Genomic DNA, 12,297 nt, shown 5'->3' with positions numbered 1-12,297 from the left:
CGCATGCCGCTCTGGAAATAGTCGACGCTGCCCGGGCTCGTGACCAGCACCTGTGGATGCCAGACAAACGGCACATAACTGAGCACGCACCACACGGCAAGCGGCAGCAGAAACGAGCCGACGCCCAATATCCACTTGCCGCGCAAGGATAGCTCGCGGCGCACTGCGAACCATTCGGTCCGGTTAATCATTGTCATGAGATCCTCCGTTGCATGGTTCGATTGCCCCGACCTATGCACTGTCGTCGAGGTTGAATGGATTCGACATAGGCTGCTCATCGCGCATGACGGCTCGCGAGATAGGCGCGCCACCCCCCGAACGCGGTGATGTCGGTCGCGCCGTCGAGCGCGACGCTTTCGCACAGGAAACCGTGAACCTGCATACCATCCACGAGTGTCAGCGTGCCGATGCCAAGCGGCGACGGTACCCTTGCGACGAAATCACCGAACGCTGCGAGCGGCATGTCCCACACCTCGATTTCGATCGCTGCGCCACCGGTCGCCATGCGCACGAGACCCGGCCTCGCGACAGCACCCTCCGTCGCCGCGGGCAACGCGTATAAGCGGTAGGTCGGCGCGGTAGTGGTGCGCGCAGCGAGGCGTGCGCCTCGTTGTGTCAGTTGCCCGTTGAGCGGCTCGCCACTGAGGTGTGCGCCGACCACGGCGATCCGCACGGTCGCGTGCTGGCCCTCGCCACCTGTTCCAGCCGTCTGCACCGCGCGCAACCTCTGTCCATTCGACGTCTCACCAAGCCAGGCTCCCGCCAGATCGAGCAGCATGAGGTCCTGATGCGCGCGACCGACGAAGGTCACGCCAAATGGCAACCCGGCATGCACGCCGCTCGCGCAGACACCCGCCGGCACAGCGAGTGCGGACAGATCGAGGAGATTGACGAAGTTCGTGTAGTAGCCGAAGCGCGAGTTAACACGGATCGGATCCGCTTCGAGTTCGTCGACCGTGGCGGTCGTGGCCGAGGTCGGTGTGACCATCGCGTCGATCTGCTGCCACACCCGGCCAGCCTGCATGCGCAGGACGGCAAGGCGGTCAAAGGCGGCGAACGCGTCCGCTGCGCTCCAACGTGTCGCGCCGCCAATGATCTCGCGAATCACCGGATGCAGCGCGTCCGGCTGCGTGTCGACGAACTCGCGGAGCGCGGCGAGCCGCTCAGCCACCCACGGCCCGTCGTACAACAACCGCGCGGTGGCAAGGAACGGCTCGAAGTCGATCTCGATCAGCTCGGCGCCGGCTTCACGTAAGCGTGTCAGCGCCGCGTCGAAGGCCTGGGCATATGAGCTGTCGCCGAAAAATTCGAGCTGGTCGGCGCGCGGCACGCCGAAGCGCACGCCGCGCAACGACGGTGGCGAATCCCGCGGCGCCGATGCGCGCGCCGTCAGAGTCAGCGAGCGTGGCGGCGACTGCAGCAGCGGTCCCGGCCCCGGCTGATCGAGCGGCTGAAACTCGCGCGCGTACGGATCGTCTTCAGCAACGCCGTGCGCCACCTCGAACACGCGGTGCGCGTCGTTCGCCGAGCGCGCGAAAATCGACACGCAGTCGAGCGACTTGCAGGCCGGCACCACGCCGAGCGTGCTCAGCACGCCCTTGGTCGGCTTCAGTCCGAGCAGGCCGTGAAACGCAGCCGGCACCCGTCCCGAGCCGGCGGTGTCGGTGCCCAGCGCAAACGCCGCGAGGCCGAGCGCGACCGACACCGCCGAACCGGAGCTGGAGCCCCCCGACGCGTAACGCGGGTCGAGGGCGTTACGGCATGCGCCGTGCGGCGAACGCTGCCCGGACAAACCGGTTGCGAACTGATCGAGGTTGGTCTTGCCGATCGGAATCGCACCGGCCGCAATCAAACGCTGTACGACTGCCGCGCTTCTGTCGGGGGTGTAGGCATACGCGGGGCACGCGGCCGTCGTTGGGATCCCAGCGAGATCGATGTTGTCCTTGATCGCGAACGGAATACCGTAGAGCGGCAGTGCGTCCGTATCCACGCCTTGCCGGCCTTCGAGTGCATCGGCGTAGCGCATCATCTCCTCGCGGCTCAGCGGCCGAATCCACGCGTGATGAGGGTCGTCCCCCGAGGTGCGCGCAGCAATCGCGTCAACCAGTTGCGCCGGCGTGAGGCTGCCATCGCGGTAACGCGATTGCAGCGCTGCAATCGACATCGATTCGAACAGATCGCCGTGTTGTTTCATTTGCACGTAGCCTCCTCTGTGGCGCCGGCCGCAACGCCGGCACGCAGCACCATCAACCGCTGACCCGCGACAACCGCCGCGCCGGCCGCACAATCGATCGTTTCGATCACACCGTCTTCCGTGACGGCAACGGACACTTCCATCTTCATCGATTCGACGATCGCCACCACCTGCCCCTCGCTCACGCGCTCTCCCTCGCTGACGAGCAGTTTCCAGACACTACCCGATACTTCGGCGACGATGCTTTGCTGACCCGCCGCAAGTGCGTCGCCCGTTCCGTTGCCGGCCACCGAATCCGCGTCGCTGACCGGTTCGCCGACATACTCGGCGTGCCCGGCGGCATTCCAGCGCTCGCGCTCTTCGTCGAACGCCGCCTGTTGCGATTGCTTGAAGGCGGAGATCGATTCGGTTTCGGACTTCAGGAAGCGGTTGTACGCACCGAGGTCGAACACTGACTCCTCGATCTTCAGACTCGCGCGGCCCGCGATGAAGTCGGCGCGCAACTCCGCAAGCTCTGCCTCGCTGACTTCGTAGAAGCGGATCTCGTCGAAAAACCGCAGCAGCCACGGCTTGCCGGCTTCGAATTCGCGCGTGGTTCGATAGCGATTCCACATCTGCACGGTACGGCCGACAAACTGATAGCCACCCGGCCCTTCCATGCCATACACGCAGAGGTAGGCGCCGCCGATCCCCACTGCGTTCTCCGGCGTCCAGGTGCGCGCGGGGTTGTATTTGGTCGTGACGAGCCGGTGACGCGGATCGAGCGGCGTCGCCACCGGCGCGCCGAGATAGACGTCGCCGAGGCCCATCACCAGGTAACGCGCGTCGAACACGATGCGCTTCACGTCGTCGATGCTGGAGAGACCGTTGATACGGCGAATGAACTCGATATTGCTCGGGCACCACGGCGCATCGGGCCGCACCGATTGCATGTAGCGTTCGATCGCGATCCGCGTCGACGGGTCGTCCCATGACAGCGGCAGATGCACGATGCGGTTCGGCACGCGCATATCGTCGACGGCGGGCAATTCGCGCTCGGCCTGCTGAAGATGCACGAGCAAGGTGTCGTGCGACAGCGTGCGCGGGTCGAAATGCACCTGCAGCGAGCGGATGCCCGGCGTGAGATCAACGATGCCGGGCAGCCGGTGTGCATCGAGCCAGTTCATCAGTGCATGCACGCGAAAGCGCAGGTTCAGGTCCAGCATGAGCGGGCCGTATTCGACCAGCACGTTCTGGTCGCCCGAGCGGCGGTAGACCACGCCTGTGCCCTCGCCTGCGGATGGATCGCTGTAGAGAATGCAATCGTGCGTGCTGAGGTTTATCGTTGCTGCGGTTGCTGCGGTTGCTGCGGTTGCTGCGGTTGCTGTAGGTGCCGCTGACGCCGTCAGCGGCGGTTGCGTGCGAGCCGGCTCGAACCGCACCGTATCCCCCGGCCGCAGTTGCCCGAGCTTCCACAGCTCGTCGCCCACCACCGTCACCGGACAGACGAAGCCGCCGAGGCTCGGACCGTCCGGGCCGAGAATCACCGGCATGTCGCCGGTGAAATCGACCGCGCCGACTGCATACGCATTGTCGTGAATATTCGACGGATGCAGCCCTGCCTCGCCGCCGTCCGTGCGCGCCCATTGTGGCTTCGGACCGATCAGCCGGACCCCTGTGCGGCTGGAGTTGTAGTGGACCGTCCAGCGCGTGCCGTACAGCATCGCGATGTCGTCACGTGTGAAGAAGTCCGGCGCACCGTGCGGACCGTCGAGCACGCCGAGGGTCCAGTCGTGCGTCAGCACCGGCACACGCGCGGAATCGAGTTGCGCGCCTACTTCGCCACGGCCTGCGTCGGCGGCGAGATGCAGCACGTCGCCCTTGCGCAAGGCGCGCCCCGCGTGGCCGCCGAAATGGCCCAACGTAAAGGTCGCTTTGCTGCCGAGATAGTCCGGCACCTGCAAGCCGCCCTTGAGCGCGAGACAGGCACGCATACCGGCGCCCGTCACGCCGCCAAGCTTGAGCACGGAGCCTGCCGGTGCACGCATCACCTGCCACAGCGCGACCGGTTCTCCGTCGAGTGTGGCGGCGAGCGGCGCGCCGCCCAGCACGAACAGCGTCGCGGTGTTAAAGCGCAGCGTCGCGCCGACCATCGCGCATTCGAGTCCCGCCGCGTCGGCCGGATTGCCGAGCAGTTCGTTGGCGAGCCGGAACGACAGATCGTCCATTGGGCCAGACGGCGGCACGCCGATGTCCCAGTAGCCGACCCGTCCCGGCGTTTGCTGCACGGTGCTCTGCACGCCGCCGTCGAGCACGTCGATGGTGTGCGGCGCGAACATGAAGCGCGCGAGGAAGGCGGTGGTCTGCTCGCCTCGCGTGAAGGTCGCCGAACCGGCGATGGCGCGCAGATAATCGAGGTTCGTCTCGATGCCGTAGAGCTGCGTGTGCTCCAGCGCGGCGCGCATGGCGGCGAGCGCAGCATCGCGCGTTGCGCCTTTGACGATGATCTTCGCGAGCAGCGGATCGTAGAACGCGCTGACTTCGGTGCCGGCATCGACCCATGTGTCGACCCGCGCATCGGCGGGGAAAGCGACATGCGTCAGCACGCCCGCGCTCGGCTGAAACTGCTTGTGCGGATCTTCGGCGTACAAGCGGACCTGGATGCTCGCCCCGCTGGGCGTCGGCACAAGCGTATCGAGCGGCGCAAGCTCGCCCGCTGCCTGACGGATCATCCACTCGACCAGATCGACACCCGTCACCTCCTCCGTGACGCAATGCTCGACCTGCAACCGCGTGTTCACTTCGAGAAAATAGAAGCGCCGCGTGTCGGCGTCGAATACGAATTCGACCGTGCCGGCGGATTCATACTTCACAGCCTGCGCGAGGCGCACGGCGCTCGCATGCAGGGCTGTGCGTTCGGCCTGAGTCAAACCCGGTGCGGGGGTCTCCTCGATCACCTTCTGATTGCGCCGCTGCACCGAGCAGTCGCGTTCGCCGAGCGCGATCACTCCGCCGCGGCCGTCGCCAAAAATCTGCACTTCAATGTGGCGCGCGTTTTCGACAAACTTCTCGACATACACGCCTGCGTTCGCGAAGTTGGCCTCGCCGAGCCGCGCGACCGATGCGAACACGCTCTCCAGTTGGGCCGCATCGCGACACAGCGACATGCCGATGCCACCGCCGCCCGCGGTGCTTTTCAGCATCACGGGATAGCCAATCGACTCGGCCTCGCTCAACGCGGTGGCCACGTCAGGCAGCAGACCGGTGCCGGGTAGTAACATCACGTCGTTGGCTCGCGCAAGTTCGCGTGCTGTGTGCTTCAGGCCGAATTCACGCATCTGCGCGGGGTGCGGCCCGATGAAACGGATACCCGCGTCTTCGCATGCCTGCGCGAAAGCCGCATTCTCCGAGAGAAAACCGTAGCCGGGATGCACGGCATTCGCGCCGGTGGCGCGCGCCGCCTCGAGAATCGCCGCGCTATCCAGATAGCTGGCGGCCGCCACCGCCGGGCCGATGCAGACCGCTTCGTCGGCGAGCATCACGTGCATGGCGTGGCGATCGGCCTCTGAATAGACCGCCACCGACGCAATGCCGAGGCGCTTGAGCGTGCGAATCACGCGGCAGGCGATCTCGCCGCGATTGGCAATCAGGACTTTGTCGATTGTCATTGGGCGTCCCAGATGGTCAGCCGCACGGGCGTCGGGTTGTAGCCGTTGCAGGGATTGTTCAGCTGCGGACAGTTCGAGATCAGTACCGTCACGTCCATCTCGGCGCGCATTTCGACGTATTTACCCGGCGCCGAAATGCCGTCTTCAAAGGTCAGTTTGCCGAGCGGCGTCACCGGTACATTCATGAAGAAGTTGATATTGCTGACGATGTCGCGCTTGGTGAGCTGCGTGCCCACGCCGCACGTGCAGTGCGTAAGCGCGTGCAGGAAGCTGTCGCGGCAGCTGTGCATATGGCGTTTGTCGAGCGCATAACGGACCGTGTTGCTCTCGGCCGCGCAGGCGCCACCGAGGGTATCGTGCCGCCCGCAGGTATCCGCGACGATGGTCAGCATCGGCTTGCCGAGGTTCGACATCAGCACGCTGCCGGCGGACAGATAGAGGTTGCGTTGCGCACGAATCGTGTCCTGTGCGCTGTAGCGTTCGAGCGGATCGGCGCTGTTATAGAACAGTGTGTCGACGGCCTGATTGCCTTCCAGATCGAGAATGCGGAACAGCTGTCCGCGCTTGACTTCATGCAGCCACGGCTCGCCGGACGGCAGCGTGAGGTCGTAGACCGCGTGACGGATATCGAGCTTGCTTTCAATGATGGGCATCGCGGGTCTCCTCAAACGAACAGACGATCGGTGTTGACGAAGCCGCGCTCATTCTCGGGACAGGCGCAACGGCAGGGATCGTCGGACGGTACGGAGGCATCGGCGGCATACGCGCGGTACGCGATCAGCTTGACGGGCCTCGGCTCGTATTCGGAGGAAGGGTTCAACGGATGCGGTGCGGTGGAAAACGCAGCGAGCGTGTCCATTTCGAAACGCAGATCGAACGCCGCGCCGGCAGTGGAATGTCCCGCGACGAAGTCGAGCGAGCCATCCTCGCCGATGGCGAGCTTGCTGAAGAAGTTGATATTGGCGACAAGATCGCGCGTGCCCAGACCGTGCTTGGCCAGTTCGAGCAGCAGGCTGTCGCGGCCGTTGCGGATCATCGCATTGCGATGTTGCTGATAGCGGGCCACGCCGTATTTGCCCGCGAACAGTTCGGCATCGCCGAGGCCGCCCAACGGATCGTGCCAGCCGAGCGTGTCGGCCGTGATCGAGGCGAGTACGCGGCCCATATCCGAATAGAGTACGTGGCCGCGCGTCAGATGCGCAGTGTGCTGCGCCTTCAGCGTATCGGCCATGTTGTAGCGTTCGAGCGGCTCGTCGTGCCGGTAGAACACAGTGGCCAGATTGGCGCCGCCCTCGAGGTCGACGATGCGTAGCGCCATGCCACGGCGCAGCACGCCAGACCAGTGCGTGCCGGCAGGAATCACGGTTTCCCACAACACATGCGGGATCGGTACGAGATCGACTGGGATTTGCGTCGACATGGAGGCTCCAGGTATCGGTTGGGAAAAAGCATGAGAGGGCGATTGACCGACATCGCGACCTCCCGGGCTTTTATCCCTCCGTGGAGCCTCGCCGGCGCCTTGAAAGAAGGTGAACGGCAAGACCGGATTGCTCTCGGACCAGACATCGTGCGTGCGCCTCAAAGCCATCTAAAAGCCTTTAAAGCGGGACGACCGGAACCCTAGCGATCCTGAAGATGATGCAAATTACTTCGCACCTCTCGCTGCATAGCTAAGCGAGTTGCGTGCCAGCCTGATGTTGCCGAGGCCGCAGGCGCATCGTGGCAAGGGATTGAATGTTATCGGCGGAACAAGGCGACGGCCGGTGGGTGGGTCCGATTGATGGCGCACGCACCACGGCTGAGGGCAAACCGGCACCAGTTGAATGCGCGAAGCACCATGATTGGGCCGCGCAACTACGTTCCTCACGCGGCGTAGGGGCTCTGTACGATGGCACGGTGTGTGCATGATAAGGCGTCACACTCTTCACCGCCCTCATCCGACCATGCTCACGCTTGCCACGCTTCGCCGCACGCTCTACACGCTCATGTCGGCACGTTTCATCGAACTGCAAAAGCAACGGCGCCGCTCGTAGACGAGGTGGCGCGGTGGTCGAGAACCTGTGTCTTGCAAGCGCGTTCCGGTCAGATGACCGGCACTAAACGCGCTCCCGGGGCGGCCACACGCAGGGCCTTAATGAGTGCCCTCACTCAAGCAACATCCTGCTCAGCGCCCGCATAGCGTGCCTGTTGCCCAAAGCTCGCCAGACCCTTCGACCCTTCCGGCAACGCCAGTTCACCACGTTCGAGACGCTGCTTCAGATAGGTAAAACTCTGCGCCGTCTGCGCGAACAGATGATCGCCCGCCGAAACCGGCGGGTATTTCGCCACCGCCTCGGCTGTCGCGAACTGCGGCAGTGGCGCAACCACGGTGTGATAGTCACAGGCAAAGAAGAGCGGAAACGAGTAGCGCTCTTCCCTCACCTTGCGCACGCGATGTGACGTCGCCACGTACGTGCCGCCCGTCCACACCTCCAGCATGTCGCCGATGTTCACGACGAACGCGTTGTCGACCGGAGGCGCGTCAATCCACTCACCCTCACCGTTCATCACTTCGAGGCCGGGGGCGGTCGGCAGCAGGATTGTGAAGCACTCGTAGTCGGTATGCGCGCCAATGCCCGGCCGGTCTTCCGCGGACGGGTCGAAGGGATAGTGAAGCAGGCGCAGCTGGCTCGGCGGTTTCTGCAAATACCTGTCGAAATGCGTTTCCGGCAAGCCGAGTGCGAGCGAGAAGCCACGGAACAACGCACGGCCGAGCGCGAACGCCGCGTCGTAATAGCCGCCGACCGCTTCACGAAAACCCGGCTGCTCAGGCCACAGATTGGGCCCGAGCATCGGCGTGCCGGCTTTGACGTCGAGGTCGTCGGGCGACAGTTCCCGACCCGTATCGAACCCTTCTTTCCTGTCGCGCTTGCCGCCCGCGAACACCTCTTCGCCTTCGGGTACATAGCCGCGATGCGCGGTCGATTTGCCGATGTAATAGCGCATCTTCCAGTCGTCGGGGGCGGCGAAGAACTGCTTTGCCTGTTCTATTAGCGCAGCTTGCTGCGCGCGCGAGACCTGATGGCCGGTGACGTAGAAAAAACCCGCGTCACGCGCTGCGCTGTCGAGTTCGCGGGCAGTTGCAAGACGCTGGTCCGGGTCGTCGCTAAAGAGGCCGCTGACATCGACGACGGGCAGGCGGTCAAAACGGGTGTGGGTCTGGCTCATGAAGTTGACCTATGCGTGCTGCGGTTCGATGGGCGAGCGAGTCGGCGAATGCGTTTGCGGTTCGGTTCGCAGGCCGCCATGCGCCTCGCGTCCGGCAAAAAACGCCGCGAGATGACGCCGCTCTTCACGCCCCATCCACGTGTTGATCTCCCATAGATCGGCCACCGGCGCATTCGTGAACGGCAAGGTGTGCAGGTAGCCATCGGGGCCGAACTCGGGCGTCATCGTAGTGGTGGTGTAGCCCCTGTCGATCTGTGCGCTCCACAGCGCTTCCCAGATCCGCTGGTGCGAGGCGAGGCAATCCGCGTACTCGGGCGCAGCCGGATGCGGAACCTGCGGACCTTGCGGATAACCAACGCGCCCGTGCAGATGATGCGCATGAGGCGCCAGCTCGAGGATCGTGTCCCATTCGCCGTCGAGCAGACGCTCGCACACCGACACCCAATGGCTGAAGTCGCAGGTCAGCTTGAGTTCCGGCACCGCACGCGCGACATCGCGGGTAATCCATGGGTTGTAGAACGAGCGGCCGCGATGCGTCTCGAAGCTGCAGGTCACTTCGTGCTTCGCGGCGATCTCCACCGCGCGTGCGAAGAAATCCACTTGTGTCGCGGCCGGCCACGCGTCGCAGCCTGCCATGACGTTGAAGAAGCGCGGATTGAGCGGCTTGCCCCATACGATCTTTTCTTCGAAGTCGCGCAGATGGTCGGCCGGCGTGGCAGAGCGCTCCGGCACGTAGCTGCCCGCCGTCGTGATCTCCGCGATAAACGCGAGACGTTCGTCCGCTACGGCCTGCGCAAACGCTTCACGCTCGGCGCCACCCGCCGGTACCGGCGCTTCGATGCCGTCGAAGCCGGCTGCGCGCACCAGCGGTGCGGCATCATGCGCACCACCGTCGAATCCCCAGAACGTCTTGAACAGTTCGAATTTCATCGCCGCTCCGATTGCATGCAAAATTGCATGCAATGGTACACATGAAATTCGTTCGCCAATAAAATATCTTGACGTCGCCGTCCATCATTCAGGCGCGCCCGATTTCCGGCGCAATTAGCACTTAAACTGTGCGCCCCTCCTCCTCGTGGTGAATCGATGAAGAAGAAACTTGCGCGTCACAAGGGGCAAGCTGTCGCGCGCGCCATTCTTGACATGGACTGGCAGTGGTCCGCGCATTTCGGCGATCTGGGGTTGAACGACCTCAACTACAGCGATCTGTTTTGCCGGATGTGGGTCGAGCCGGAAGATGACTTCGCCAAGACGGCGCTCTACGAGTTCATGCCTGGCGTGAGCCGCCGCACTGCGGTTCGCTATGTGCAGGAGCTGATCGACGCCGGCTGGCTGCTGGAGACGAGTTCCGAAGCGGATCGCCGCATCAAGCGGATCAGTCTCGCAGCATCGATCGAGGAACGCCTCGAGCAGTTTCTCGCCTACGTGCATCAACGCTTTGCCGCGCTGGATTGAACCCTTGGCGCCAGATTCGCGTTGAAGCATGCGCATAACAGCGTCTCGGAGTATCACGCAGCCTGTCTGGCATATTTCTCGCTAGATTAATCGCCGAGAGGTGCGGCAGCGTCGCATCTTAGGGATGCTAGGGTTCCGGTTCGCAAGAATGTCTGGTCCGAGAGCAGCCCGGTGCACCGGTTGGTTCGACTCGGGCTTGATCCGGGAACGAGCTGGCAGCACTACACGGCGGGACAAAAGCCCGGGAGATTGGCGATAGCGATGCCTATCGTGCCTCTCCGTGGCCGGCGTTTGTCTCCCGCAGTTTTCGCGCAGTGTCCGCACCGTTCGGATTCTCGCGGGAACCGGTCATGTTGTTTTATCGCGCAGTCGCCGCGCGGTCCAACTCAACAATCGCAATTGACCGGTCTCCTGGAGAAAACGATGAAACGCTTCGAATCCGCCCGTACGTCCCTCACCTTACGGAGCAGCCTTGCCTCGTCGCGCCGCGTGCGTGGCGCGATCGCCGGCGCTGCCGCCGCGCTTGCTGTGGGTCTCGCCGGTCTCGGCGCCACACCCGCACAAGCGGCTGCGCCCCTCGCTATCGGCTATAGCGACTGGCCCGGCTTCGTCGCCTTCCAGATTGCCATCGACAAAGGCTGGTTCAAGGAAGCCGGCGTGGATGTCAATTTCCAATGGTTCGACTACTCGGCCTCGCTCGACGCGTTCTCCGCCGGCAAGCTCGACGCGGTCGGCGCGACCAACGGCGATGCGCTGGTCACCGGCGCAAGCGGTGCCAAAAACGTGATGATTCTTCTGACCGACTACTCGAGCGGCAACGACATGATCGTGGCCAAGCCGCCGATTCGCACGGTGGATGGGCTCAAGGGCAAAAAGGTCGGCGTCGAAATGGGTCTGGTCGATCACCTGCTGCTGGACACGGCGCTCGCGAAGCACGCGCTCAAGGAATCGGACATCACGCTCGTCAACGCGAAGACGAACGAGTTGCCGCAGGTGCTGGCGTCGTCCGGCGACGTCGCAGCGGTCGGCGCATGGCAGCCGACCGCGGGCGAAGCACTCAAGCGCGTGCCCGGCTCACGTCCGATCTTCACCTCGGCCGACGCGCCGGGCCTGATCTACGACGCGATCACGGTCAATCCGGTCAGTCTGCAGTCGCGCAAGGGCGACTGGGCCAAGGTGATCAAGGTCTGGTATCGCTGCGTGGCCTACATCAACGATCCGAAGACGCAGCCGGATGCCGTCAAGATCATGTCCGCGCGCGTCGGCCTGACGCCCGCGCAGTATCTGCCGTTGCTGAAAGGCACGCATCTGCTCGACGCGGCGGCGGCGAGGAAGGCCTTCGTCAAGGGTGACGGGCTGGACTCGGTGTACGGTTCGAGCGTGAACGCGGACAAGTTCAACGTGCGCAACGCGGTCTACAAGCAATCGCAGAACGTGAATGCCTATCTCGACCCGGCGCTTACTAATCAGCAACAGTAAGCGCCGAGCCCGACGCACATTCTGATTGAGTCGGTGCATCTTCTTCTGAAAGGTACCGGATTCGCCTCGGACGGCGAAGACGGGCGCTCAGGAGAAGTTTTCCGACTGTGCCGCGCGCTGTCCGCGAATCCCTGCTTCAGTGGTGCAGCGGGTCCAGCATGCATGCTGAACTTTGTTGGGGTCTCACGCCCAGCCCTTTCAAGGTCTTTGCACATAGGGACACGGATCAGGATGCTTTTTCGCGGGCACGCTTTAGCAAACGTGCGGTGCTGTGATGGGATCGCGCTGTGGCGGCTTCAACGTAAGGAGTGGATT

General features: G+C 63.8%; 8 protein-coding genes, 1 pseudogene and 2 riboswitches. Of the genes and pseudogenes, 2 read left to right on the top strand and 7 right to left on the bottom strand.

What is annotated here, in order from left to right; genetic code table 11:
* From GNZ13_RS39840 to GNZ13_RS39810, 7 genes and pseudogenes are all read right to left on the bottom strand, one after another.
* Positions 1-197: pseudogene (locus tag GNZ13_RS39840) on the bottom strand (ABC transporter permease); the annotation flags it as partial.
* 77 nt (positions 198-274) lie between these two features.
* The gene (gene atzF / locus GNZ13_RS39835) at positions 275-2,194 is read right to left on the bottom strand and encodes an allophanate hydrolase (protein ID WP_172175548.1); all 1,920 of its coding nucleotides are present in this window, start codon (positions 2,192-2,194) and stop codon (positions 275-277) included.
* Complete coding sequence (gene uca, locus GNZ13_RS39830; RefSeq protein WP_172175546.1) at positions 2,191-5,841, bottom strand: urea carboxylase; 3,651 nt, start codon at positions 5,839-5,841, stop codon at positions 2,191-2,193. Before uca ends, atzF begins: the two co-directional genes overlap by 4 nt.
* Entirely contained in the window at positions 5,838-6,494 is a 657-nt protein-coding gene (locus GNZ13_RS39825) for an urea amidolyase associated protein UAAP2 (RefSeq protein ID WP_172175544.1), read from the bottom strand. The genes uca and GNZ13_RS39825 overlap by 4 nt, the downstream gene beginning before the upstream one ends.
* An 11-nt stretch (positions 6,495-6,505) precedes the next feature.
* Positions 6,506-7,261 carry an urea amidolyase associated protein UAAP1 gene (locus GNZ13_RS39820; protein WP_172175542.1) on the bottom strand — a complete coding sequence of 252 codons (756 nt, stop codon included), beginning with the start codon at positions 7,259-7,261 and terminating at the stop codon, positions 6,506-6,508.
* 57 nt (positions 7,262-7,318) lie between these two features.
* A riboswitch (guanidine-I (ykkC/yxkD leader) is annotated at positions 7,319-7,476 on the bottom strand.
* Between the two features lie 513 nt (positions 7,477-7,989).
* Positions 7,990-9,048, bottom strand: a complete 1,059-nt coding sequence (locus GNZ13_RS39815; protein WP_172175540.1) for an isopenicillin N synthase family dioxygenase — start codon at positions 9,046-9,048, stop codon at positions 7,990-7,992.
* Positions 9,049-9,057: 9 nt separating this feature from the next.
* Positions 9,058-9,978: a sugar phosphate isomerase/epimerase family protein gene (locus tag GNZ13_RS39810; RefSeq protein WP_172175538.1), complete on the bottom strand. Its 921-nt coding sequence runs from the start codon at positions 9,976-9,978 to the stop codon at positions 9,058-9,060.
* 156 nt (positions 9,979-10,134) lie between these two features.
* On the opposite strand from GNZ13_RS39810, the gene GNZ13_RS39805 reads away from it, so the two are divergent.
* Together GNZ13_RS39805 and GNZ13_RS39800 are read left to right on the top strand one after the other, a co-directional pair.
* Positions 10,135-10,503, top strand: coding sequence for a helix-turn-helix domain-containing protein (locus GNZ13_RS39805; protein WP_172175536.1), 369 nt, complete (start codon positions 10,135-10,137; stop codon positions 10,501-10,503).
* 116 nt (positions 10,504-10,619) lie between these two features.
* A riboswitch (guanidine-I (ykkC/yxkD leader) is annotated at positions 10,620-10,753 on the top strand.
* Positions 10,754-10,926: 173 nt separating this feature from the next.
* Entirely contained in the window at positions 10,927-11,982 is a 1,056-nt protein-coding gene (locus tag GNZ13_RS39800; RefSeq protein WP_172175534.1) for an ABC transporter substrate-binding protein, read from the top strand.
* Positions 11,983-12,297: the final 315 nt, after the last annotated feature.

Origin of the sequence: Paraburkholderia elongata, assembly GCF_013177735.1 — a bacterium.
Lineage (GTDB): Bacteria > Pseudomonadota > Gammaproteobacteria > Burkholderiales > Burkholderiaceae > Paraburkholderia > Paraburkholderia elongata.
The sequence above is the reverse complement of the archived record's forward strand: the minus strand, read 5'-3'. Positions and strand labels throughout refer to the sequence as shown.

Bases quoted from the DNA above. Each gene is read 5' to 3' on its own strand.
- atzF (WP_172175548.1), bottom strand. From the start codon at position 2,194: ATGAAACAACACGGCGATCTGTTCGAATCGATGTCGATTGCAGCGCTG.
- GNZ13_RS39825 (WP_172175544.1), bottom strand. From the start codon at position 6,494: ATGCCCATCATTGAAAGCAAGCTCGATATCCGTCACGCGGTCTACGAC.
- GNZ13_RS39805 (WP_172175536.1), top strand. From the start codon at position 10,135: ATGAAGAAGAAACTTGCGCGTCACAAGGGGCAAGCTGTCGCGCGCGCC.
- uca (WP_172175546.1), bottom strand. From the start codon at position 5,841: ATGACAATCGACAAAGTCCTGATTGCCAATCGCGGCGAGATCGCCTGC.
- GNZ13_RS39820 (WP_172175542.1), bottom strand. From the start codon at position 7,261: ATGTCGACGCAAATCCCAGTCGATCTCGTACCGATCCCGCATGTGTTG.
- GNZ13_RS39800 (WP_172175534.1), top strand. From the start codon at position 10,927: ATGAAACGCTTCGAATCCGCCCGTACGTCCCTCACCTTACGGAGCAGC.
- GNZ13_RS39815 (WP_172175540.1), bottom strand. From the start codon at position 9,048: ATGAGCCAGACCCACACCCGTTTTGACCGCCTGCCCGTCGTCGATGTC.
- GNZ13_RS39810 (WP_172175538.1), bottom strand. From the start codon at position 9,978: ATGAAATTCGAACTGTTCAAGACGTTCTGGGGATTCGACGGTGGTGCG.